This is a genomic window from Blastomonas sp. (genome assembly GCF_030373265.1).
Classification (GTDB): domain Bacteria; phylum Pseudomonadota; class Alphaproteobacteria; order Sphingomonadales; family Sphingomonadaceae; genus Blastomonas.
The window spans coordinates 23,338-48,367 of the sequence record NZ_JAUCZC010000006.1 but is presented as its reverse complement, the minus strand read 5'-3'; the positions used below and the strand labels follow the sequence as shown (position 1 = coordinate 48,367).

Here is a 25,030-nt window from a genome sequence, read left to right as displayed (position 1 = left end):
CCGGCTCCGCAAGGAATTCCCCACCGGGACGCAGCGCCCCTTCGCAGGTCGCTGCCGGATATGTCAATGTAATTTTATATCATTTCCAGAATCTGCGGCGGGCGGATTTCGGGGGATTCACGAAAAGACCATCCTGGTCCGCATTGACAGACCCACGACAGGATAACCTGCCAGACAAGCCGGGAGGCGGCGGCAACGCGGCCTCCAAATGACCGTTTGCCCGCCCTTGGCGGAGGAAACGTACGGTGCAGAGGATGATAGGATGTTGACGCTTCTTGGCTTCGGCATGGTCGTGACTTTCATGGTCCTGATCATGACCAAGCGCCTTTCCCCCATGGTAGCGCTCATTGTCGTCCCGCTGATCTTTGCCATTGTTGGCGGCTTCGGCGATGAAAGGCTTGGCCCGATGATGCTCGAGGGCATCCGGACGCTCGCGCCGACCGGTGTCATGCTGATGTTTGCCATCCTCTATTTCGGCGTGATGATCGATGCCGGGCTGTTCGATCCGATCGTGCGGTACATCCTGGCTCTGGTTGGCGGCGACCCGATGAAAGTCGTCGTCGGTACTGCCGTGCTCGCTGCCGCCGTCTCGCTGGATGGTGATGGATCGACCACCTACATGATCACCGTGGCATCGATGCTGCCGTTGTACCGCAGATTGGGGATGAGTGCGCTCAGCCTGACCTGCGTCACGATGCTGGCCAGCGGGGTGATGAACCTTACCCCCTGGGGCGGACCGCTGGCGCGGGTGGCCAGCGCGCTGCAGGTCGACCCGTCGGAGGTTTTCGTCCCGATGATCCCCGCCATGATCGCCGGTATCATCGGCGTGTTCGGCCTGGCTTATTATCTGGGCATTCGCGAGCGCCGAAGACTTCCCCATCTCCAGCTTGGCCCGCATGCGTTCGCAGACCCGTCCCCGCGCGCGCAAAAAGTCGGCCTGGGCCCAGATGGGTCGATCCGGGATGTGGTTGGCTCCGGCGATGCGGCTGGCGTCCCGGCAGATCCGCAGGAAGACCTGCGCAGGCCCCGGCTGTTGTGGGTCAATGCCGCGCTGACAACGGCGCTGATGACCGGACTGATCGCCAACATCCTGCCGCTCCCGGTGCTCTTCATGATCGGCTTTGCGGTTGCGCTGGTCATCAACTATCCGCGTGTCGAGGAACAGCGGCGGCGTGTTGCCGAGCACGCCCAGAACGTCATCGCGGTGGTGTCGCTTATCTTTGCAGCGGGCATCTTTACCGGCATTCTCAGCGGAACCGGCATGGTCGATGCCATGTCGAGAAGCTTCCTTGCGGCGATCCCGGACGAATACGGCCCCTATCTTGCACCGATCACGGCGCTGGCCAGCCTGCCGTTCACCTTCTTCATCTCCAACGATGCCTTCTATTTCGGGATCATGCCGATCATCGCCGAAGCGGGGGCGGAATACGGCATATCGCACGCCGAAATGGCACGGGCATCGCTGATCGGTCAGCCGGTGCACCTGCTCAGCCCGCTGGTGCCATCAACCTATCTGCTGGCCGGCCTTGCGGGCGTGGACTTTGCCGATCATCAGCGGTTTTGTCTGAAATGGGCCGTCATGATCTGCATGATCCTCATGGCTGCCGGGCTTTTGCTAGGCCTGTTCCCTTGGGTAACCGGCTGAGCAAGGCGGCTTCACCCGGCTTCAGGTCGCGACCGAGCCAGATCGAAAGCAGGCGTTCGCGTTTCTGCTGGTCGAGATAGACCAGCAGCCCGGGCCCGAGCGAGATCGGCCGGATCGGCCCGCCCGGCGGCGGCTCGCGCCCTGCAGGTTCGGTTTGCGACAGGACACCGTTCAGCCGCGAGCGCCGGGTCAGGGTTGCCTGGCCTTGCGGGGACACAAGATAGTCCAGAAACTTGCGCGCGGCCGCCGGGTTGGACGCGGTTTTGGGGATGACGGCGGTTCGTGCCAAAGCCAGCGCATAGTCTTCCGGATACACGATGATCAGGGCGGCGCCTGCGGCCTGGCGGGACCGAGCATAGGATTCGAGCACGTTATAGCCCAGAACAAGCTCGCCACGTTCGATCCGTTCGAGAAGTTCCAGCGTGGTGTCGGCGGTCTGGATCTGCGCCTGCTGCATCAGCGTGACCAGCGAGGCGGTGTCCGAACTGTTGCGGAAATCCTGGGACATCAGAAGATAGCCGACACTGCTGCGCACGGGATCGTAGGTGCCGATGCGCATGCGCCAGAAATCCGGATCGTCCCCCAGTGCCCTGATCAGCTCGGGCCTCGAGCGCGGCAGCGCGCGCCCCTTCATCAGGCGCCGGCTGTAGACCATCACGGCCGGCTCGATGGTGAAGCCGAACGCCTCGTCGCGCCATCTTGCCCAGTCCGGGAGGCGAAGCGTATCGGCCGATACATGCGGCATCGCATATCCGTCGTTGACGAGCTTGGTCTGGAGATCCATCGAACTGCTGATCAGGATATCCGCCCGCCCGGGCTGGCCCGATGGCGTATTGACCGCGCCCAGATACAGCGCCTTGGCGCCTTGCTCGAAAAACTGCACATCGATGTCGGGGTGAAGCCTCTCGAATTCGGACAGGACAGGTTCGAACACATCGGTGTCGGTCGAACTGTAGATCGTCAGCACGGATTGGTCCGAGGCGGCCGGCGCCCGGTGGTCGGGTTCGGCGCAGCCGCCGATCAGGACCGCAAGGATGAGCGCAACAGGTCTCATGTCCAGACCGCCGGAAGCTGCATCTCCACCCGCAATCCTCCGCCCGGCCGGTCGAGCAAGGCAATGCTTCCGCCATGGCATTCGATCGCTTCCTTGGCGATCGACAACCCCAGCCCCGCGCCTGTCGCCCCGGACGGGCCGCGGGCAAAGCGCGCAAACACCTCCGGCTTGAGAGCATCCGAAATCCCCGGGCCGCGGTCTTCGACCGCCAGAAGATATCCCGCGTCGATCGCGTCGAGACGGATCAGGACCTCTCCGTCCGCACCGGGACCATGGCGCAGGGCATTGTCGATCAGGTTCTTCACCGCTTCCCCGATCAGGACCGGGTCGCCCGTGAAAGGCGCTGCCTGGATGCTCGATTTCAACCTGAGATCGCTGTCCCCCACCTGCGGAACGGCGCCGCGAACGATGCCCTGGAGCGTCTCCAGCAGGTCGAACCGTTCCGACCGTCCGGAATTGGCGCGATACTGGACCGCAGCGTCGCTCAGCAGCTGGTTGACGAGGCGCGTCAGCCTGGAGGCATTGCGCTCGATCCGCTCGAGCGTGTCCCTCAGCTCTTCGGCGTTGCCGTCGCGGCCCACCTGGGCCTGTGCGAGCAATGCGGCAAGCGGCGTGCGCATCTGGTGCGCTGCGTCGGCGATGAAGGTCTGCAGGCGATCGATGTTTCCTTGCAGCCGGTGCATGAAACCGTTCATCGATCGGATCATCGGCGCGATTTCCGACGGCACAGGCGCGGTCAGGGGCCTGAGATCGCGGGGCTCGCGCCGCTCCAGCTCGTGCCCGATCTGGCGGAGCGGGCGCAGGGCTCCACTGATGCCGAACCACACCAGCGCCAGCGCCAGCACCGTCATCAGGATGATCGGCGCCACCGCGCGCAAAACCAGCTCCTGCTGCAGGCTTTCGCGTGCCAGCCGGGTTTGCCCAACCTGGACCCAGACCCAGCCCGGGCCTCCTGCCGAGGCAATCTGCCGGCCCAGGACCGCAAAGCGCACGTTCTCGCCGCGATACTGGGCATCGAAAAAGCTGGGTCCTGCGGCATTCATGCGCGCGCGCGGTCCAGGCGCGGGCGAGAGGCCCGGGATGTCCTGATATCCCGTGATCACCCTTCCGTCGGGCCGGGTCACCGAATAGAATACGCGGTCATCGGGCGCCGCCGAGAGCATGTCCAATGCGGCGTAGGGGATATCGACCGACACCTGGCCTCTGGACACCGAGATGGTTTCTGCAATCGACAGGGCCGAGCCTGCCAGCAGCCGGTCATAGGATCTGTCCGCCGCCACCAGCGCATAGGATCGCGCCGCCAGATAAAGTGCAACCATCCCCAAGGCAAACAGCGCTGCGGTCATCAGGGCGAGCCGCAGGCGAAGGGACATCGCCCTTTCAAGCACTGCCGTCGCCAGCCTCGGCCATATACCCGAACCCGCGGATCGTCCGGATGGTGATGGCGCTGCCCAGCTTTCGCCGCAGGCGTCCGACATAGAGTTCGATGGCGTTCATGCCGGCTTCGTCGTCGAAATCGAACAGCTGCGCAGAAATCTGCTCCTTGCTGATGGCCTTGCCAAGCCTGCCGATCAGGATCTCCAGCAGACGGAATTCCCGGTTGGGCAGGTGCAACTCCTCATCGCCGATCCGGGCGCTGCGCGCGGCCCGATCGAACACCAGCCGGCCCACCGTCGTCACATTGGAGGCCAAGCCCTGCGCCCGGCGCAAGAGAGCCCGGCAGCGCGCATCGAACTCCCTGAAGTCGAACGGCTTTGGCAGATAGTCGTCCGCCCCCACGTCCAGCGCATCGACCCGGTCTTCGACTTCCGAGCGGGCGGTGAGCATCATGACAGGCGTCGCGTGTCCGCGTGACCGCAACCGGCGCAGGATATCGAACCCGCTCATGTTGGGCAGCCCGATGTCGAGCAGCACCAGATCGTATTGCTGATACCCCAGTATGTCGTCCGCGCTTTCGCCGTCATGCTCCCAGTCGACGGCATGACCGTCGCGCCGCAGATGCCGGGTGACGGCATCGGCCAGATCGGCGTCGTCCTCAACGACGAGAATGCGCATCCGCTCTCCGTTCCGGCCGTGCTTTGGCGCGCAGCCATTTGCGGCGATACTAGCGCCGCTATTTGCGGGCTGGCAAGGCGATTGGCGGCCCGTGGCAATTTGATGACGCGATAGGTTCGTGACAGCAAAGGACGCTAGGAATGCCATGATACCTGCCGCCAAAGCGCAGGACATGAGGGGATCTGACATGCGACATCATCACGAGATTTCGACCGCCCGCCTGCATCGCAACGCTTTGCCGATGCCCCCGACGGGCCTGTCGGTGACGCCCAATCGGGGCAAGATGTCACCATTGCTCGGGCGCATGCTGGCATCGTTGAAAGGGGGGTGCGTGATCACCGCTGTGGCGGTTGGCACCCTTCCCGGCGCTGCGGCACAAAGCTCCGACCCGCAACAGCAGCCGGCACCGGCTACGGATGACGATCAGCCCGAAGGCACCATCATCGTCACCGGGCGCGCACAGCAGCTTTATCGCGTGCAGGAAGTGCTGGTCGGAAAGTTGTCGACCACGCCGCTCGAATCGAGCCAGATGGTCACGACGATCACAAACCAGCTCATCGAGGATCAGGGCGCGCGAGATGCGCAGGACCTGTACCGCAATATTTCCGGCGTCAGCTTATACAGCTTTGCAGGCGTCGCAGCGCGCGGGTTTCGCCAGGAAGAAATCTTCTACGACGGCCTGCGCGGCGACCCCAACGCCGGCTTTGCGGTTCCCCAGCTGTTCAATGTGGAACGGGTCGAGTTCCTCAAGGGGCCGGCCGGCATGCTGTATGGTCCAGGCGCGCCGGGGGGCCTGTTCAACTATGTCACGAAAAAGCCCACCGAGCAGTCCGAGGCCGAGGTGCGAATCATCGGCGGCACCGCTGGCAGATATGGCGGTCTGGCCGAAGCCAATGGCAGCTTGGGAGGCGGGTTTTCCGCTCGCGGGGGTCTCTTCTACGAGGACCGCGGGCTGCTGCGGTTCAATGCCTCGCAGGAAACCCTGATTGCCGATGGCGGGCTTGCCTACAACACCGGCGATACCAGGATCATCTTTCAGGCCACCCGCTATGACCAGAAGCAGAACGCCGCCCGCCTGCGCGGGGTGCCGGTGGATGACGAGGGCCGTTTCCTGACCAGCCGGCGCTGGAACGCGAACGAACCCGATGATTTCCTGAAGATGAAGTCCGACGTGCTGCAAGGCCGGATAGAAGCAAAGCCGTTCGCCAACGTGGTGCTGGACGCCACTGTGCGGTACAACGACGGCGAGGAAGAGCAGCGCTATCACGAGCTCAACGCCCTGCTCGATACCAACAATGACGGGGCCATCGATGCCGTGCGCCGCGAATTCCGCGTACAGCAGCGCGAGCAGGAAAGCTGGTCCTATGGCGCGAATGCGGTCTGGTCGGCCGAGATCAGCGGGACCGTCAAGAACCGGGTGCTGCTGGGATTTGACCGCTACACGATAACCGAATCGCGGGTTGCCAGCCGGCTGCGCGGCAACACCCGCCCAACGCCGGGCCTGCCTTCGCCGATCAGCCTGTTCGATCCGGTGTATCAACCCGGCGTGAGCGCAACCTATATCGACGGCCCGCAGACGTCCAACGCCATCGAAAGCAAACGCGAGGGTTTCTATGCGCTGGATGAACTGTCTCTGGGCCCTGTCATCCTGACCGCCGGCATCCGCTACGATTCCTATCGCGACGATGTCAACGGCGAGGTCTTTTCCGGCGACAACTGGAGCTACCGGTTCGGAGCGGTCTATCGCCTGAACGAAGAGATCAGCGTTTTCGGTCAGTATGCGACCACCTTCGAGCCGCAAAGCCCCGGATCCCAGACGCCGCTGACCGGAGGGCCGTTCGATCCGACCTCGGGCGATATCTTTGAAGGCGGCTTCAAGACCGCGTTGTTCAATGGTCGCGTGCAGACCGCTGGTGCGGTCTACCGGATCCGGCGCACCAATGTGCTGCAGAACGATCCGCGCGGCGATGTCGGTGGCGACGGGGTGGATGATCTGATCGCTGCCGGCGAAGTGGTCAGCAAGGGGTTCGAATTCGACCTTGCCACCGATATTACCCCCAATTGGGTGGTGACCGCCAACTACGCCTATAACGACACGCGGATCACCGAGGGCTTCGTCAGCGGTGCCGGGGACATCGGCGACAGCGTGGGCGACCGCTTCGCCAATGCGCCCAAGCACACCTTGGGGTTCTGGACCCGGTACCAGTTGCCAAAACTGGGTCTCGCGGCGGCGATAGGGGGGGATTATGTCTCGCGGCGGCTGAGCGTCGATGGCCAGACCGTCCGGCCCTACATGATCTTCGATGGATCTCTGATCTACGAAAAAGGTCCGATCCGAGCGATGTTCCGGGTCGAGAACATCCTCGACAAGACCTATGCCGCCTCGGGCTTTCTGGTCCGCAGCGGGCATTATCCAGGCCGCCCCCGCTCAGCCTTTGTCGAACTGCGCTACCTGTTCCTTTGAGTTCGGATTCCCACGATCATTCCCTATCGGCTACCCGGAGTTACAAAGACCATGATGAAGCCCCAAGCCTTCACCTTATCAGTTGCGCGCACCGTGGCAGCGCTTTGGCTGACCATGGCAGCGATGCCCGCCAGCGCCAACAGCGACACACCGCTCAACATTCCGGAGAACTGGTTCGTCCCGCTGACCGTGGCGGAAATCCAGACCCAGCTGGACCGCGGCATCAATCTGAACGAACTCAACCATCACGGCTCCTCGGTGCTCGTTCGCGCCGGGAATTCTATGGCCAAAGAGGATGTCTGGAAGTTCCTCATCGACAACGGTGCCAAGCTGACCGAAGCGCAGCTTGAGGGGCGCGAGGCGATCTTCTGGGTCACCAAGGGGGGCACGCCCGAGGCGGTGCGCTTGGTGCTGGCGCACGCGGGCGTCAATGTGAACGCGCTCGATGGAACCGGGCGCAACGCCTTTGCCCACGCCACCCGGCTGCAACCCGATCTGCAGGTCTACCGGGAACTGATCAAGGCCGGCGTCGACGTCAACAACCGCGACGTCAACGGCCGGACGGCCATGCATGAAGCCGCGATGCGCGCGCAGTATGTGCATCTGTTCGAGTTCTTTCATTCGCTCGGCCTGCGTTACGACACCGACGACAAGAATGGCTGGGATCCGTTTCTCAATGCAGCCTGGCGCAACCCCACCTATGACGTCGTGGTGCATCTGGCCAAGCACAGCGACATCAACAAGGTCGGCAAGGATGGCCTGAACGCCGCCATGCTGGCCGCCGAGAACAACCCCAACGCCAAGGTCCTGCGCTTTCTGCTGGACCAAAGGTTGAAGGTCGATGGCCGCGACCAGAACGGCGCGACCGCGCTCGTCAGGGCGGGCCGGAACAGCGCGGAGGTTGCAAAGCTGCTGCTGGATATGGGGCAGGACGTCAACGCGACCGACAATCTGGGCAATACCGCCTTCATCGTGACCGGCAAGGCGCAGACGCATGCGCCCGCGCTGATCCGGCTGCTTGCCGGTGCAGGCGCCGACGTCCACGCCGTCAACCGGGATGGAGCGAACGCCCTCATGGTGGCCCTGGAAAGTGCAGATGCCTACAAGAGCGGGCCGCAGACCATTCGTCTGCTGATCGAGGACTATGGCCTCAAGCCGGTTCCGAAGCTCGCCAATGGCGACACAGCGCTGACGATTGCAGCCAAAGCCAACCAGCCCGCATCGGTACTGCGCCTGCTCGTCACCGCAGGGGCGGACAAGGATGCAACCGGACCCGACGGCCGCACGGCGCTCGAAATGTACGAGAGCGCGAACATCAATAGGGGCGCGATCGATTATCTTCGCTCGCTCAAGTGACCGATCGGGCGAAGGCGCGGTGCACGTGGTGACCTGCTGAGGCCGCGCCAGACCGGGCAAAGGGGGGACGCGGCCGTGCTTTTGTCGCCGGCTGGCCCCCGGCTCGATCCGGTGGATCCCGGTCCGCCCGCCTGGACCAGACGCCGCGCACCGGCGCCCGCCGCGGGCCCCTGGCCGCCACCCTGCCGCTCCGGATGCCGATGCCACACGGCAACTGAGGCGGCTGCGGCGGACACGGGGGGAGTTTTGCGCTGGTGTGCAGGCGGGGCCGCGTGCCAAAGGGGTTGGCCGCGCACCGGTGCCCGGCGATCCCAAGGCTATCCCCACTCATGCTCGACACGCTTGTTCAATTGATCGACATCTACAGCGCCCAGATCGGTCTGGTGCTGCTGATTGCCATTTTCGCGGCGTTCATGACCGAGCGGTTTCCGCCGGTGGTCGTCGGGGTGACCGGGGCGGCGGTGGTGATGGTGCTGGGCTATGTGTCGGTCGCCGATGTGCGCGGCGTGTTCTCGAACTCCGCCCCGCTGGCGATCGGTGCGCTGTTCGTGCTGTCGGGGGCGCTGGTGCGCACCGGCGCGATCGAGGCGGTGATGGGACTGCTGATCCGCCGTGCCGAAAGCAACCCCAGGCGCGTCATGGCCGAGGTCTTCGGCGGAACGCTGGGGGCTGCGGCGTTCGTCAACAACACGCCTGTGGTCATCATCATGATCCCGATCGTCAAGAAGCTGGGCAAGGCGCTGGGCATTTCGGCGACGCGGCTGCTGATCCCCTTGTCCTATCTGGCGATCCTCGGCGGAACGCTGACGCTGGTCGGAACATCGACCAACCTGCTGGTCGATGGTGTCGCGCGCGGGCTTGGCCAGCCTGCCTTCGGGGTGTTCGAAATCACCGGGGTGGGGCTGATCACGGCGCTCACCGGCGCGCTGCTGCTGCTGTTGCTCGGCCCCCGGCTGCTGCCCGACCGTCCCGAAAGCGCTGCCGCCGACAGCGACGCGCACGAGTGCCTGTCCGAATTGCTGGTGGGGCCGGATTCGGAGATGATCGGCAAGGCGATCGAGGACATCTCGGCGCTCAAGCCCGAACGGGCACGCATTCTGGGGCTCAAGCGGCAGGGCGACGTTCGGCGCAAGGGCTTCGAGACCGCCGTGCTCGAGGCGGGCGACCGGCTGGTGATTGCAGCCTCGCCGCACGAGCTGGCGGCGTTTGCCTCGGGCGAGGGGTTCGAAACCGGGCTGGCCGGGCTGGGTGGGGGACTGGCGCTACACGGCGACAAGCGTCCCGAGGACGTGACCCTGTACGAAGCGACGATCGCGCCCACCCATCCCAGCATCGGGCGGCATCTCGCCGAAATTCCGATGTTGTCGCGGCTGCGGGTGCGCATTCTGGGGATTTCCCGCGCGCGGCATCTGCCCGGCCCGGATATGCCCACCGCGCGGCTGCGCGCTGCCGACACCCTGCTGATCGCGGCGCGACCGCCCGAACTCGCCCAGCTTCAGGACAACATCCACCTTGCTGGCATCGCCGCTGCCAAGGCGACGCCCTATCGGCGCGCCAAGGCGCCGATTGCGGTGCTGACGCTGTTGGCAACGGTGCTGGCAGCCGCACTCGGGGTGATGCCGATCGAGGGCCTCGCGATCATCGGGGTGGCGGTGGTGCTGATCACCCGCACCATCGACCCCGCCGAAGCGTGGGCCGCGATCGACGGAAGCCTGCTCGTTCTCATCTTCGCGATGCTGGCGATCGGCACCGGGTTCCAGAATGCCGGTAGCGTCGATCTGATCGTTGGGGCGGTCGCACCGATGCTGACCACCGCGCCGCTGTTTCTGCTGATCCTCGCGGTCTATGCGCTGACCTCGCTGCTGACCGAGGCTGTGACCAACAACGCGGTGGCGGTCCTGCTCACCCCGATCGTCATCGGCATCGCAGCCAATATGGGGATCGATCCCAGGCCGTTGCTGGTCGCCGTGATGCTGGCCGCGTCGGCAAGCTTTGCCACGCCCATCGGGTATCAGACCAACACCATGGTCTATGCGGCGGCGGACTATCGCTTCTCCGACTTTCTTAAGATCGGCATTCCGATGAACGTCGTGGTCGGTCTGGCGGCTTCCGCATCGATCTATCTGATCTTCTAGCAGCGTGCCGGATTGCACGCATACGCTCGATCCAGCGCAGGCTCGGGCGCATGCGGCCAGCCGCTGGCGCCGCACGATCTGCCGCAGATACCCACCCCCGGTAGAAAAACTATCTTGCCAACTGAAACGGTAGAGAATAGCTCTGTGTCTGCGGGCCATGCTGCATGCAGCCGGTCCGCACCAGTTTTCACAGGGAGTTTCGCCTCATGCCTCCTTCAAAATCCGCTGATGCCCCACCTGCTGCTGCCGCGTCCGTGCCAATGTCTGCGATCGCCGAAGCGATTGCCAAACTGCGCTTCGGAGCGGTCACGCTGACCGTGCACGATGGCAGGCTGGTCCAGATGGACGTCACCGAACGCCAGCGCTTTTCCTGATAGCCCCATCCCTCGACTGCCGGGACCGGGAGACCGGGCCGGCGTTTTTTCGAGGCCTTTTCTGACGCAACCACTGTTACAGCGTGCCGACCGGACAGCCGGAAGCACTTCCATCCCTGGGGGTCCTTCCAAATGTCCATGTCTTTTGCCGCCCGTTCGTCCTTTGCTGCGCTGGCCATCGCTCTTGCATCGCAGGTGCCGGCGCTCGCGGCCGATACGGAGGCCACCGCAGCCAACGCCCAGCCGGATGCGGGCGAAGAGGTCCAGCAACAGCCCGGCAACGTGATCATCGTCTCCGCCCGCCGCCGCGACGAATCCTCGCAGGACGTGCCGATTGCGCTCTCGGTGGTCGATGTGACCACGCTCGACAACACCGGCAGCTTCAACGTCAGCCGGTTGACGCAATTGCAGCCGACATTGCAGTTCTACTCCTCCAACCCGCGCAATTCGGCGATCAACATCCGCGGGCTCGGCGCGCCGTTCGGCCTCACTAATGACGGCATCGAACAGGGTGTCGGCATCTATATCGACGATGTCTTCGTCGGCCGGGTGGCGGTGGCGACGCTCGATTTCCTCGATATCGCGCAGGTCGAGACGCTGCGCGGGCCGCAGGGCACGCTCTACGGCAAGAATACGACTGCGGGCGCGATCAACATCACCTCGAAGGAACCGAGCTTCGATTTCGAGGGCCGCGCCGAGGTCACCGCAGGCAATCTCGAGTTCCGCCAGGCCAAGGCATCGGTGTCCGGGCCGCTGTCTGACACTGTCGCTGTGCGTTTCGGGGTTGCGACCACCGATCGGCGGGGCACGATCTTCAACGTCGCCACCGGCACCAACGTGAACGAATTGAACAATCTGGGGATTCGCGGCACGCTGCTGTGGAAGCCGAGCGATTCCCTCAAGGTGACGCTGGCGGGCGACTACAACCGCCAGAACCCCGAATGCTGCGCGCAGATCTATGCGCGCTACGGCAGCACCCAGCGCCCGGCCAACCGCCAGTTCCCCGCGCTGTCGGCGGCGTTCGGCTATGCCCCGCCCAGCCTCGACGCGTTCGACCGGGTGACCGATGTCGATGCAGAGCTCAGCGCCAAGAGCATCCTGGGTGGTGCATCGCTCAAGCTCGAATGGGATGTCGGCCCCGGCACGCTGACTTCAGTCAGCGCCTGGCGCTTCTGGGACTGGACCCCTTCGAACGACCGCGACTTCACCGGCCTGCCGATCACGCTCAAGGTCAACAACCCCTCGCAGCAGGAGCAGTTCACGCAGGAAGTGCGCTATGCCGGATCACTGGGCGAGCGCATCGATTTCGTCGCAGGCGTGTTCGGCTTCTATCAGACCATCGACACCCAGGGCATCCAGGAGCAGGGGCCGGCCGCGAGCCGCTGGCTGCTCAACCCGACCAGCGCGCTCGCCAACAACCCGGCGGTGCTCAACGGGTTGGTTGCCAACAACGATATCGGCTTCAAGAACACCAGCGTCGCCGCCTTCGGCCAGCTCAGCTGGAAGGTCACCGATGCCCTGACCATCCAGCCGGGCATCCGCATCAATTACGACAAGAAGACCGGATCGTACAACTCGGTGGTGACGGGAACCGCCTCGAACGGCACCCGCCAGTTGGTCACCTTCAACGGGCCGTTCGCCAACGATCCCTGGATTGTCGCGCAGCGCGGGGTGCTCGCGCCGCAGTTCTTCGAACCCGAATTCAGCGACTGGAACCTGTCTTATGACCTGACCCTGGCCTATCGCGTCTCCGACGATGTCCGCGCGTATGCAACCTATGCCAAGACGTTCAAGACCGGCGGCATCAACCTGTCGGGCGTGCCCAATGACGCGGCGGGCAACCCGCTGCTCGCGGCAGGCGCGGTCGCGCCCGAGAAGGTCGATCATTTTGAGGTGGGATTGAAGACGCAATTCTGGGACCGCCGCGCGACGCTCAACCTTGCCGGCTTCTGGACCGAGATCGGAGACTATCAGGCGACGGTCAACAACGGCCAGCTGGGCGTGCTGCGCGGCTACCTCGCCAATGCGGGCAAGGTTCGGGTGCGCGGGATCGAGGCGGACTTCAGCGTGCGGCCCTCGGAGCGGTTCAACGCCTATGTCAGCGGCGCCTATACCGACCACGAATATGTCCGCTTCGTCGACGCCCCATGCCCGCCCGAACTGGCCGGCGGCACCACCGTCACCGGGACACAGGTGCCCGGTGCCCCCGGGGTGCCCGGTGCGCTGAGCCCGGCCAACTGCGATATCTCGGGCCAATGGCTGCCCGGTATCTCGAACTGGGCGTTCTCTTATGGTGCAGAGGCCAATGCGCCGGCCTCGATTTTCGGGCTCGACGGCTTTGCCTATATCGGGTTCGACGGCAACTACCGCTCGAAATTCTCGTCGAACCCCTCGCGCTCGATCTACACCGACATCAATGGCTATGCGCTCACCAACTTCCGGCTGGGCTATCGCACCGATGACGGGCTCAACGTCTTCGCCTGGGTGCGCAACGCCTTTGACGTGAACTATTTCGAGCAACTCGCGGCCAACACCGGCGGCAACACCGGCCTGATCGCCGGACAGCCCGGCGACCCGCGCACTTTCGGCCTGACGCTTGCCTCCAGCTTCTGATCCTCCAGCTTCTGGCCCTTTTTCATGCGATTTGCAGATGGCGATCTTGCGTCATCCGGTTCATGTGTCGTCTATTCGCTGATCGATAAGGCCGTGGCCATGAAGACAAGGTTCCTGTCCCTCGTTGCACCGATGCTGCTGTGCGCGGCGCCCGCGCTCGCCCAGGCACCCCAGACCGAGGCCGAGATCGTCGTCAGCGCGAAGCGCTCGGGTGCGCCGATGTGGACGATCGATACGCCCACCGGAACGGTTCTGCTGGTAGGTGAAATCCGCGCGGTTCCCAAGTCCACGCCATGGGAGCCCGAGCGGTTGCGCGACGCCGCGCTGGAAGCCAGCCGGGTGATCCTGCGGGCCGCTCCCAAGTTCTCGCCCGGCGATGTCCTGCGCCTGATCTTTCGCGGTGGACGCTTCACCAAACTGCCCGACGGGCGGGTAGCGGCGGACTATCTGACCGTGGAGCAGCGCAGCCGCCTGGCTGCGCTCGAGACGCAGTACAAGGCCGACTATGATCGCGGCAGTTTTCTGATGTCTTCGTTCGACCTGCTGGCACGTCGGCTGGATTTCGACCGCGACACGACCGACGACGCCACCGACATCGTGCAAAAGGCCGCCAGGCGGGCCGATATACCGATCGTCCGGCCCGAGCGGTTTCGCGGTGAAGATCTGCTGGACAATCTGGCGGCGGCTGCGCCCGCCAGCCACATCCCCTGTCTGGAAGCCGCGATGCGCGCGACCGAAGCAGGGCAGTCGATCATCGAGGCGCGCGGGAACGACTGGCGCGAATTCGATATTCCGGCAGTGATGACCAATCCGCTCGAAATTGCCCTCAACACGTGCTGGCCGTGGGCCGATGAGGACCTGGGCGGCGAAATCCGCGATCAATGGACCCGATTGATCAGCGAGGCGTCCAGCACGGAAGGTGTGACGCTGGCGGTCGTGCCCTTGGGGGTGCTTGCCGAGAAGCAAGGCGTGCTCGACCAGCTTGAAGCCCGCGGCTTTGATGTTGCCGGACCGCCATGGCGGTGAACCGTGTCGTCCTGAGGCGCAACCTGAGACTTCGGCGCTTTCTTGCGCTGGTCAGTCAGCCCGTATCTCGGGTCAAAGCTCTGGTGGCTTTCCTGCCCTGAGCGCTGCTGCCAGTCGAGATTCGATCTCGGCCTGCGCCAGGTTTCTGGCCGACGTGGCACGCGCTTGGGAAGATGGGTGAGACGGTCGTTGGCAACCGCAGCTTGAGGGCCGGAACTGCCGTTCGTTTCGTCCGTTGGAATTGCATGCCTGAAGCCATCGGAAATCAGACATTGGTCATCGAGATCGCGCGTCCCCAGTTTTTCTTCGCGGTAAGCCTGACGCCACCGGGGATCCTTGCAATCGGAGCCCTGACCACGGCCATTCTCTTGGCCACAAGTGTAATTGTCAGAACGTCGATCAAAGGGTCCAGACAAGGCTGATTCACGCGATATGCAACGCCTCGCACCCTGCGCGAATAAGATCGGGTAACGGCGCTGATTTCCGCGCAACAAGGTCGAACCGGACTGTGGTGGCTGTCAGAACGGCGTGCTCAACCCCAGCATCGGGGTCGGTCATGATGTGCCGGGTGACGATCGAACTGCGCCCGGTACGGACGACGCCGCTGCGGATAAGAAGCAGAGCACCAATGGCCACCTCAGACTTATAGTCGATCGAGTGGTTCACGTCCGCCCAGCCCAGCTCGCCAGCCTGCGCTGCTGGCCGGTCGCCCAGCGCGTGCATCAGATGATAAGATGCGACATCGAACATCTCGACATAGCGAAAGGTTGTTAGGTGCCCCATCTGGTCGCACAGCCAGGGGAAGGCGACTCCGCGATAGGTTTCGATCATCGGCATAGCGACTTCTCCTGCGAGTGTGGGAACGGGTGCGTATGGCCCCAAGGCCACGTCCAGCGCCATGCCGGCGTAGCCGGTCCGGCGATCAAGGCGCTGACTTCGCGCGAACGCGTCACGCGTCCATGCTGTGCAAACTGTTCGTGGTTGTTGATAAGATCCTGCTCGCGGTACACATAGTTGACCATCATGCCTTCGCTTTGTGCCAACCCCTTGGCTGATGGATCGGCATGGCTGTTGATCCGCCACAGCTCTGCCCCGTTGCCCAGATGGAATGCAGCAACCGGATCGGAAGCCTTTCCGGGGCTTCCATCAGGCTTTGCTCCGGTAAGGTACAGCGCACACAGCCTGCGGGGATCGTCGCCATCGCGCCCCAGATCTCGCCCGCCAGCCTTGAGCCAGCGGGTCAGTCCAGGAATGGGAGATAGCGTTGCAAACGTCGTCAGCGAGGGGTATTCGACTTTCAGATCGGCAACGATCTGCTTGATCAGAAAGTTGCCGAATTGCAGTCCGCGCAGCCCGGGTTCGCAGTTGCTGATCGAATAAAAGATCGCGGTGCTGGGCTGATCGGGCGGGCTACGGTGCGCCGGGTGATCCAGCAAAGGCGCAATCGCGCAGCTGACATGGTCGGTCAAAGCCACCTCGACAAAAATCAGAGGAGTGTCGGGTAGCGCGGGGTGGAAAAAACCGTAGCAGCGCCGGTCACCCTCCAGCCGTCCGCGCAGATCCGACCAGCCCGCGATATTATGGACCGCTTCATGCTCGATCAGTCGCTCGAGCAGCCGCGCCGGGCTATCCCAGGTGATCGGCCTCAGCTCCAGGAAGCCGCGGTTGAACCAGGATGCAAGCAGGTGTTTGAGATCAGCCTCCAGCGGCGCCAGTGCAGGGGTTTGGGATAGCTGTTGCAGAAGACGCGCTCTCCAGGTCACCAGATGTCTCGTTCCGCAGGGCGCGGCATTCAACCGCCGCAGCAGCTCTTGGCGACGCGGCTCGGCGCTGCGCGTCAGCTGTGCTGCCCCCTCGGCATCAGGCCGTTTCAACCATTGATCCACGCTGGCGCCGAGCGTTGCAGGGTCGGGACCAAGCTGCTCAACCAGCCAGTGGCTATAGGCAATTTCGGCGGCCTCATCGAGCGTTGCCAGCGCTTCTGCCAGCCGGGTCGCAGTCAGGGTTCCCTGCGTCTCGCCGCAGCTCTCCAGCAGGCCGAGTGATAGCTGCTGGACCCTGGCAAGAAGGTCGGGCACTGCTTGCGCCTTAGTGAGGAACGGCAGGCTCAGACGCATGGGACGAAACGTTCGGCATGCACACGCCGCAGCTCGGCTTTCTGCACCTTGCCCATCGCATTGCGGGGCAGGGAAGGTGCAAACGCGACGGCCTTGGGCAGCTTGTAACTGGCCAGCTGTCCGCGGAGGCGATCGACTATCCCGGTTGCCTCGAGCACACGGCCCGGTTTGAGGCACACCACCGCCAGCACCGCCTCACCGAAATCGGCGTGCGGCACCCCGACCACCGCGACATCGCCGACTTCGTCCATCGCCTCGATCAGCGCTTCGATCTCGACCGGATAGATGTTCAGCCCTCCTGAAATGATCATGTCCTTGTCGCGACCAACGATTCGGACCACCCCGTCGGCATCAATCGTGGCGATGTCCCCGGTGATGAAGTAACCGTCGTCACGAAACTCCTCGCGCGTCTTTTCGGGCATCCGCCAATAGCCTGAAAACAGGCTGGGTCCTTTGACTTCGAGCACACCGGTCTCGGCCTTGTCGGCGAGGCGAACGCTATACCCCGGCAGCGGTTGCCCCACTGCGCCGGGCAGCCTTTGACCATCGAGCGGGTTGGAGCAGATAATGCCGCATTCGGTCATGCCATAGCGCTCGAGAATGCTGCGCCCTGTCCGCTCGCCAAAAGCAGCGAAAGTGACTGGGGTCAGCGGTGCCGAACCACTGACAAACAGGCGGACGTGCTGGGTCGTATCGCGGTTGAGTTCCGGCATGGAGAGCAACCGGGTATAATAGGTTGGTACACCCATGAAGATGGTGGCGCCGCCAAGCTGTTCGAGGACCAGCCTAGGATCGAAACTGGGCATCAGGTCGATCCGTGCGCCCGCCAGCAGCAGTGGGTGCAGCGCGACGAACAGCCCGTGGATATGGTATAGCGGCAAAGCGTGCAACAATGTGTCCTCCGCGCTGATTCGCCAGACTGCGGCGAGATCGCGGGCGTTTGCGAGCAGATTTCCCTGGCTGATCATCGCGCCCTTCGAACGTCCGGTGGTTCCCGAGGTGTAGACGATTGCAGCGAGCGTGTCGGGCGACGTGGGACCGGGGGGCAAGCCGGCAAGCGAGGGTTCAACCGCGTGCCAGGAGCCTTCGCCATCCAGGCCGAGCGTGTGGAGGCACAGCGCATTGGGCAGGCATCCCGACTGTTGCAGCCCGGCTGCGGCATCGGGTGCGCAGATGAACAAGGCGGGCTCGGCATCACCCAGAAAATAGCCGATCTCGTCAGGACGATAGGCGTCATTGAGGGGAAGATAGACCGCGCCCAGCCGCAGGCAACCGAGATACAGCAGAACAAGGTCAATCGACTTGGGCGCCTGTACCGCGACCCGGTCGCCCGGCGCGACGCCCAGTTTCATCAGCCGCGCAGCGACATCGTCCATAGCCAGGCGCAGCTGCCTGCCGCTGAGCGTTCGATCCCCCTGCGCGATCAGAATCCGGTCAGCGACATGGTCGAACGACGCCACCAGCGCTGCGGTAAGGCTTGTATCGGTCATGCGCCCGCTGGCTCCTGTCAACATCACGGCATTGTCCGGGTACCGGCGGGCCGCTGGTGGACACTGACTAGGCTTCACCATGCGCCCCTGTCAACCCGAGAGTGCAATATCGTCGACGATATGCCAATTTCAATCTATTTGAAACTTCCATACCGCAATAATCGTCGACGATAGTCCCCTCTGCTTCCAAACGTCTCTGCCACTGGTGATTACATCATGAGTGAGTTACGAGGACGGATCGTCGACAATCTACGAGGACATCCAGTGAGCAAGACGACAACAGGCGAACCCAAGGGCAAGCTCGCCGCAAAACAGCGGGCCGCGTCGAAGAAATCCGGCCCGGCAAAGCCCAAGGTTCCGGTGAGGCCTTTCGGAGCCCAGAAGATCACCGCAGGCGGTGAACTCAAGATGTCGCTGGTCGAGCGGGTTTATCAGACGCTGATGGCTGCCATGGACCGGGGCGAGCTCGCACCCGGCAGCCGGATCATCGCGGCCGAGGTGGCACAGCAGCTCGACCTCAGCCGCGCGCCGGTGCGCGAGGCGTTAGCGGTGCTTGCCGGTCAGGGGCTGGTCGAACTGCTTCCGGATCGCGGCGCGGTGCTGCGTCCGATGGAGCAGCATGACCTTGCTGACATGTATGAGGTTCTCGCGCCTATCGCCGCGCTAGGCCTCAAAGCCGCCGCCGCCCGTGCGCAGCAAGGTGACAACCCGGCGCTGATCCGCGCAGCAATGTCGGCGATCCGCGCCGCGGCTTCCAACCCTGCCGAGGGAGTGGCCTTCTTCCAGGCGCTGAACAATTTCCATTATGTCGCAAACGGCATCGCGCAAAAGCCCTATATCGATTTCGTGATGCGCATGATGCAGATCGAATACTGGAACCGGCTGCTTGTCGCCGCGATCGATCTTGGCGCGCACGCTCCGCAATATGTCATCAACTATCAGAGACTTACCGATGCACTGCTCGAGTGCGACTCGCGGAGCGCCGAAGCCGTTATCCTGCATCATTGCGATTGGTGCATCCGGTTGCTCACGCCATCGCAAGACCCATAAGCTGAAAAGATCGTCGACAATAAATGGCAGTTTTGACAGAGATTTGACCCTAATAAGACAAATCGTCGACGATTGACTTGATTATCGAATTGGCCTGTGTCTACACTGTGTCACGGCTAGGCAAGCGTGCCGACGGCCGGGGACAGCAAAAGGGGACGATCATGGTCAGCCAATTCGCATCGATGCGGGGAGCATCTGCAATCGCAATCGCGGTCACCATCGCATCTCCTGCTGCATTCGCCCAGGAAGCCGCCCCTGCTGATCGCGAACCTGGCCGCTCGGCTTCGGGCTATGACGACGAGATCATCGTCACGGCGACCCGTACCGGTGAGACCCGATTGCAGGATACACCGCTCGCAGTGACCGCTGTGAGTGCCGAAACGCTCGACCGCGCCGGAATCAAGGACATTCGCGATCTCGTGTCGCTCGCTCCCGGGCTTCAGGTCACACAGAATGCCACATTCTCGCAGGTCTATATCCGCGGGATCGGCTCCAACAACGTCTTCGGCGGATCGGACCCATCGTCGACGATGCACGTCGATGGCATCTATATGGCGCGTCCCGGAAGCTATCTGAGCAACTTTCTCGACGTGGAACGTATCGAGGTGCTGCGCGGCCCCCAAGGCACGCTTTATGGTCGCAACTCGGTCGGGGGAACGATTAATGTCATTAGCCGCAAGCCCGACGATGTGATGCGCGCCCGTGCGCAGCTCACTTATGGCAATTACGATTTCATGCGCGCCGAAGGCTATGTCAGCGGACCCGTCGTCCCCGGCAAGATCGCCGCCTCGTTCTCGGTGCTGCGTTCCAGGCGCGACGGGTTTCTTGCCAACGCCGTTCCCGGTGTCGGCGATATCGACGACGAGGACACCATCGGCGGCCGCGCACAGCTGCGCTTCACCCCCAACAGCAGGATCGATCTGGTGTTGCGCGCCGACTACCTCCACTCCGACGATGCGCTCGGCGGCTATGTAAAGATGCTGCAGCCCACGACCGATCCGGTCGCCAACAGCGTGCTGGGCGATTTTCGCACCGTGGCGCTCAATATCCGCTCGGCATCGGAGCGTACGCAATGGGGTACGTCAGCTGATCTGAGCTACGATCTGGGTGGCGCAACCTTGCACTCGCTTACCGGCTATCGCACCAACAAGCTGCAGCAGGTCGGCGATACCGACGGTACTGCGCTCAATATCCGTCGTACCGATCAATTCGAGGGCCAGCGCCAGTTTTCGCAGGAGCTCAACCTCTCGGGCACGCTCGGGGACCTGTCGTACATTCTGGGCGTCTATTATTTCGATGAGAACATCCAGGTGGACTCTTCGGTCACGACCTTTGCCGCCAACGTCCGCGCCAATTTTGCGCCGGTCATAGAAACCGCGGCGATCGCGGGTTTCGTCCAGGCCAATTACGCGCTGACCGACCGTCTCAGCCTGACTGCCGGCGCGCGCTACACCCGCGAGCGCAAGCGTTTCGACCAGACCGCCAGCCAGTTCTTCGCGACTACCGGCGGCTTCCGGCCCGGCTTCCCTGAAACCTATCAGTTGCGCGACGTCTACTCGGCGTGGACCCCCAAGATCGGCATTGAGTTCCGGCCCGCAGATGACGTGCTGGTCTACGCCTCGGCGACCAAGGGGTTCAAGTCGGGTGGCTTCAACTTCGCCAGCCGCAACGCCAGCCAGGGCTTTGATCCCGAAACGCTGTGGAGCTATGAAGCCGGTGTCAAGCTCGAGCTGTTCGATCGGCTGTGGCGCCTCAACGGCACCTATTTCCATTATGATTACACCAATCTGCAGGTGCAGTCGTTCCTGTCACCGGGCGTGATCGACATCACCAACGCTTCCGATGCGACCGTCGATGGGGTGGAGATCGAATCCTTGCTGCGTCCCGTTCAGGGAATTCAGATTGGTGCAAACCTGGCGTATCTCGATGCGGTCTACAAGAATTACACCACCGCGCTCGCACCGGGCAACGTCGTGTTCGATGCGTCCGGCAACCGGCTCAACCTTGCGCCGAAATGGGCCTATGCAGCCTTTGTCGATCTCGATCTGCCGGTCGGCAACGGCTCGATCATCGGGCGTGCGGAATACAGCCACCGCGGCCGCCAGTTCTTCACCGCGGGCAATGTCGGTCTCGACCAGCAGTCGCCTTACGGCCTGGTCAACGCCAGCCTTGGCTATGATTTTGGCGACAGCGGTTTTCGCGTGATGTTGTTTGGGCGCAATCTGGCCGACAAGGAATATGTCACCAGCACCGCCAGCTTTGCTTCGGGCATAGTTGGACGGGTCGGCGAGCCGCGGACCTATGGCATCCGCCTCAGCGCCGCCTACTGATGGTGTATCTATCCTTGCCCAGCCAGAGTGACCACCCAACGATGACTTCACGGATCAAAGCCCCCGTCACGGGCCATTGCGACCCAGAATTCGCAGCGGTACGCGAAGCGTTCGAAGCCAATTTTCGCGAGCGCGGCGAGCGCGGGGCCGCCGTTGCGGTCTATCGCGATGGCGTCAAATGCGTCGACCTTTGGGGCGGCTGGTCCGACAGGGCTCAGACCCGTCCATGGGCGCAGGACACCATCATCTGCATGATGTCGGTGGGCAAGGGTATGGCGGCTTTGTGCTTGTGGATGCTCGCCGATCGCGGCGCGCTCGATATGGACGCGCCAGTGGCACGTTACTGGCCCGAGTTCGCTGGCAGCGGCAAGGCTGAGATCACCGTTCGCACGCTGATCACCGGCAAAGCTGGGCTCTTGTTCGCCGATGCCGCGCCCGACGGTGCGGGGCTTGACTGGGAGGCGATGATCCGCGCCTATGAGGCGCAGGTCCCCGAATGGGAGCCCGGCACCGATCATGGCTATCACAGCTTCAGTGCCGGATACCTGCTTGGCGAACTCGTGCGCCGGATCGACGGTCGCAGGCTCGAGCGCTTCTTCGACGAGGAAGTCGCGCAGCCGCTTGGCGCCGATTACGGCTATGGCACGCGCGGTGCTCATGACGAGCGGGTCGCCGATGTCATCCCCAACCCCGACAGCCACACCTTCGTCCAGACCCGCGATCACAGCACCAAACTGGGCCGCGCGTGGCGGCAGCGTCCGCCTTCGGACGACCCCTACAACGATACCGCCTATCGCCAGGGCGTGATGCCTTCGAGCAACGGCCACGGCAACGCCCGGTCCGTCGCCAGGGTCTATGCGGCGCTTGCGTGTGGCGGTACGCTCGACGGCATCAGGCTGGCATCGCCTGCGATCATCGATGCGATGCGCTCGGAGGCTTGGTTCGGCACCTGCGCGATGACCGACCGTGTGTTCCGCTATGGCCACGGGTTCTTCCTCAACGAGCCGAACATGTCGCCGATGGGCAGCAATCCGGGCAGCTTCGGACACCCCGGCGCCGGCGGTGCCCTTGGCTTTGCCGATCCGGAAAACCGGATCTCGTTCGGCTACAGCCCCTCGTTCATGTGCGCCGGCGGCGGGCTTGGCGAGCGCTGCGCGGCGCTGAGCGCGGCGGTGTACGCATGACCGGTCGTTTCAAAGACAAGGTGGCGCTGGTCACCGGCGGCAGCTCGGGCATCGGAGAATGCGTTGCCCGCGCGCTGGCCGCCGAGGGCGCCGATGTCGCCATCCTCGCCAGTGCCTCGCTCGACAAGGCGCATGCGGTCGCAAGTTCGATCGTTGCTGCAGGCGGTAACGCGCGGCCATACAAAGCCGACGTCCGCGACGCGGATGCGATGACGGCACTGATGGCCAGTGTCGAGGCTGATCTGGGCGGGCTTGACCTGCTCGTAAACGCCGCAGGCGTGTTCTACGCAACCCCCGTTGGCGCCACCGATGGCGGCGATGCGGCGCGGATGATCGACATCAATGTCACAGGTCTGTGGAACAGCATTGTGGCGGCAACACCGCTGATGAAGCGCAGGGGCGGCGGGCGGATCGTCAACTGCGCCTCGACCGCGGCGTTGATCGGGATCAACAGCCATGCCCTCTACTGCGCCAGCAAAGCCGCGGTGGTGATGATGACTCGCGCCCTTACCGCAGAGCTCGCGCCGATGAACATCGCGGTCAACGCGGTCGCGCCGGGCAACACTGCCACTCCGATGAACGAGGATGTCCGCAACAACGCCGAGGCGATTGCCGCGATGCAGGCCATGACACCCAGCGGTGTGGCCTTCAGCGATGCCGATGCGATCGCCGGCGTGATCCTGTTCCTGCTCTCGAACGAGGCGCGTGCCGTTCACGGCGCGACCTGGCTTGCCGACGAAGGCATTTCGGCGGCTATCGGCTGATGCAACCGGTTTCGTCCCGCTTGGTTCCGCCCTCCTCGCTCATCCGGGGATGGTACCCGTGGTATGTTGCGGGGCTGCTGGCGGTGGCGCACCTTGTCTCGTTCGTCGACCGGTTCGTGCTCAGCCTGGTGATGGAGCCATTGAAACTCGACCTGGGCATCTCCGACACCGAACTCGGGCTGCTCCAGGGCACCGGCTTCGTCATTCTCTATGTCGTTGTTGCGATCCCACTCGGGCGGATGGCCGATCAGGTCAATCGCCGCAACCTTATCGTTATCGGCATCGTGCTGTGGAGCATCGCGACGGCTCTGTGCGGTCTGGCCGACAGCTTCGGATCGCTCTTCCTCGCGCGGCTGGGCGTCGGCTTTGGCGAGGCCGCGCTGGTGCCTGCGGCGATGTCCCTGCTCGCCACCTATTTCCCCAAGGAAAAACTCGGGCGTGCGGTCTCGCTGTTCACCACCGGAGCATCCCTAGGCAAGAGCGCGGCGATGATCGGCGGTGGCGCGGTGCTGGCTTTGCTGGTGGCCAAGGGGGGCCTTGCGCTGCCGGTGATCGGGCAGCTTGCGCCATGGCAGGGCACGTTCGTGATCATGGCGCTGCCCGGTTTTGCCCTCGCACTGGTGATCGCGCTGACGTTACGCGAGCCCAAGCGGGCGCCTGTTGCCGATCCGCTCGCCAAGCCAGGCTTCGGTCCCGCGGTCGCGCATGCCAGGGCGCACCGCAGCGCCTATATCCCGCACGTGGCCGCCTCGATCACCGTGGTGCTGCTGGTCCAGACCATCGCTGCATGGAGCGCGACCTTCTACGTTCGGCTGTTCGACATGACGCCGTCGCAGGCCGGGTTGCTGGTGGGAAGCGTCATTCTCGTCGCAGGGCCTTTGGGCCATCTCAGCGGGGGCTGGCTGACCGATCGGTTTGCGCGCAACGGTGCGCCGTCTCCGGCCGCTCCCGTGATGACAATCGGCCTGCTCGGAGCGATCCCTGCCATGCTGGTGTTCGCGTTCAGCCGCGATGTCGTGACCTCGGTTGTTGCTTATGGCCTGCTCAATTTCTCGCTGACCTTGGGCGCGCCGGCATCGCTCGCCGGGGTGCAGATGCTCACCCCGCCTGCCATGCGCGGCGTGGTGACCTCGGTGTTCCTCGCGATCGTGACGATGGTGGGGATCGGCGTCGGCCCGCCTCTGGTCGGGGCGATCACCGATTTCGTGTTCGGCGACCCCGACAAGCTCAACCTGTCGTTGCTTGCGATGGTCCTCGTCGTCGCCAGCTTCGGCGCGGCCATGGCCATGGCCAGCCGCACGGCCTTTGGCCGAACGATGCGCACGCTCGAATAGTCCCGCGCGGCATCTGCCGCCGCCCATGCCTTTCTAGAT

18 protein-coding genes are annotated in these 25,030 nt (G+C 63.7%); 12 read left to right on the top strand and 6 right to left on the bottom strand.

The features are described 5' to 3' along the window. Positions 1-262: 262 nt before the first annotated feature. The gene (locus tag QUV11_RS05185; RefSeq protein WP_300880908.1) at positions 263-1,645 is read left to right on the top strand and encodes a CitMHS family transporter; all 1,383 of its coding nucleotides are present in this window, start codon (positions 263-265) and stop codon (positions 1,643-1,645) included. Here the strand turns inward: QUV11_RS05185 and QUV11_RS05180 are convergent. The 3 genes from QUV11_RS05180 to QUV11_RS05170 are packed head-to-tail and all read right to left on the bottom strand — an operon-like array spanning position 1,596 to position 4,943. Beyond that, positions 1,596-2,699 (bottom strand): ABC transporter substrate-binding protein, encoded by a 1,104-nt coding sequence (locus tag QUV11_RS05180; protein ID WP_300880907.1) that lies wholly within the window; start codon positions 2,697-2,699, stop codon positions 1,596-1,598. The two genes, QUV11_RS05185 and QUV11_RS05180, sit on opposite strands and share 50 nt — an antisense overlap. Next, the gene (locus QUV11_RS05175; RefSeq protein WP_300880906.1) at positions 2,696-4,072 is read right to left on the bottom strand and encodes a sensor histidine kinase; all 1,377 of its coding nucleotides are present in this window, start codon (positions 4,070-4,072) and stop codon (positions 2,696-2,698) included. Before QUV11_RS05175 ends, QUV11_RS05180 begins: the two co-directional genes overlap by 4 nt. Before the next feature lie 7 nt (positions 4,073-4,079). After that, positions 4,080-4,943, bottom strand: coding sequence for a response regulator transcription factor (locus QUV11_RS05170; protein ID WP_300880905.1), 864 nt, complete (start codon positions 4,941-4,943; stop codon positions 4,080-4,082). On the opposite strand from QUV11_RS05170, the gene QUV11_RS05165 reads away from it, so the two are divergent. From QUV11_RS05165 to QUV11_RS05140, 6 genes are all read left to right on the top strand, one after another. Then, positions 4,942-7,218, top strand: a complete 2,277-nt coding sequence (locus QUV11_RS05165) for a TonB-dependent receptor (RefSeq protein ID WP_300880904.1) — start codon at positions 4,942-4,944, stop codon at positions 7,216-7,218. The two genes, QUV11_RS05170 and QUV11_RS05165, sit on opposite strands and share 2 nt — an antisense overlap. Positions 7,219-7,269: 51 nt before the next feature. Next, positions 7,270-8,574, top strand: a complete 1,305-nt coding sequence (locus tag QUV11_RS05160) for an ankyrin repeat domain-containing protein (RefSeq protein WP_300880903.1) — start codon at positions 7,270-7,272, stop codon at positions 8,572-8,574. Between the two features lie 329 nt (positions 8,575-8,903). Then, complete coding sequence (locus tag QUV11_RS05155) at positions 8,904-10,709, top strand: SLC13 family permease (protein WP_300880902.1); 1,806 nt, start codon at positions 8,904-8,906, stop codon at positions 10,707-10,709. 260 nt (positions 10,710-10,969) lie between these two features. Continuing rightward, on the top strand, positions 10,970-11,083 hold the full coding sequence (locus QUV11_RS05150; protein ID WP_300880901.1) for a YezD family protein: 114 nt from the start codon (positions 10,970-10,972) through the stop codon (positions 11,081-11,083). 132 nt (positions 11,084-11,215) lie between these two features. Beyond that, positions 11,216-13,696 (top strand): TonB-dependent receptor, encoded by a 2,481-nt coding sequence (locus QUV11_RS05145; RefSeq protein WP_300880900.1) that lies wholly within the window; start codon positions 11,216-11,218, stop codon positions 13,694-13,696. A gap of 99 nt (positions 13,697-13,795) precedes the next feature. Further along, complete coding sequence (locus QUV11_RS05140; protein ID WP_300880899.1) at positions 13,796-14,722, top strand: TraB/GumN family protein; 927 nt, start codon at positions 13,796-13,798, stop codon at positions 14,720-14,722. A gap of 423 nt (positions 14,723-15,145) precedes the next feature. Here the strand turns inward: QUV11_RS05140 and QUV11_RS05135 are convergent, their stop codons facing one another. From QUV11_RS05135 to QUV11_RS05125, 3 genes are read right to left on the bottom strand one after another with little or no spacing between them, the layout of a single operon-like run. Continuing rightward, positions 15,146-15,559 (bottom strand): thioesterase family protein, encoded by a 414-nt coding sequence (locus QUV11_RS05135; RefSeq protein WP_300880898.1) that lies wholly within the window; start codon positions 15,557-15,559, stop codon positions 15,146-15,148. Further along, positions 15,550-16,800, bottom strand: a complete 1,251-nt coding sequence (locus tag QUV11_RS05130; RefSeq protein WP_300880897.1) for a malonyl-CoA decarboxylase family protein — start codon at positions 16,798-16,800, stop codon at positions 15,550-15,552. The genes QUV11_RS05135 and QUV11_RS05130 overlap by 10 nt, the downstream gene beginning before the upstream one ends. Positions 16,801-16,829: 29 nt before the next feature. Next, positions 16,830-18,329 (bottom strand): AMP-binding protein, encoded by a 1,500-nt coding sequence (locus tag QUV11_RS05125; RefSeq protein ID WP_300880896.1) that lies wholly within the window; start codon positions 18,327-18,329, stop codon positions 16,830-16,832. A 264-nt stretch (positions 18,330-18,593) separates the two neighbouring features. On the opposite strand from QUV11_RS05125, the gene QUV11_RS05120 reads away from it, so the two are divergent. From QUV11_RS05120 to QUV11_RS05100, 5 genes are all read left to right on the top strand, one after another. Continuing rightward, entirely contained in the window at positions 18,594-19,379 is a 786-nt protein-coding gene (locus QUV11_RS05120) for a GntR family transcriptional regulator (protein ID WP_300880895.1), read from the top strand. 161 nt (positions 19,380-19,540) lie between these two features. Continuing rightward, a complete protein-coding gene (locus QUV11_RS05115; RefSeq protein WP_300880894.1) occupies positions 19,541-21,709 on the top strand; it encodes a TonB-dependent receptor in 2,169 nt (722 codons plus the stop codon). A 41-nt stretch (positions 21,710-21,750) separates the two neighbouring features. After that, positions 21,751-22,893: a serine hydrolase gene (locus QUV11_RS05110; protein ID WP_300880893.1), complete on the top strand. Its 1,143-nt coding sequence runs from the start codon at positions 21,751-21,753 to the stop codon at positions 22,891-22,893. Continuing rightward, entirely contained in the window at positions 22,890-23,657 is a 768-nt protein-coding gene (locus tag QUV11_RS05105) for an SDR family NAD(P)-dependent oxidoreductase (protein WP_300880892.1), read from the top strand. The genes QUV11_RS05110 and QUV11_RS05105 overlap by 4 nt, the downstream gene beginning before the upstream one ends. An 83-nt stretch (positions 23,658-23,740) precedes the next feature. Next, positions 23,741-24,991 (top strand): MFS transporter, encoded by a 1,251-nt coding sequence (locus tag QUV11_RS05100; protein WP_300880891.1) that lies wholly within the window; start codon positions 23,741-23,743, stop codon positions 24,989-24,991. Positions 24,992-25,030: the final 39 nt, after the last annotated feature.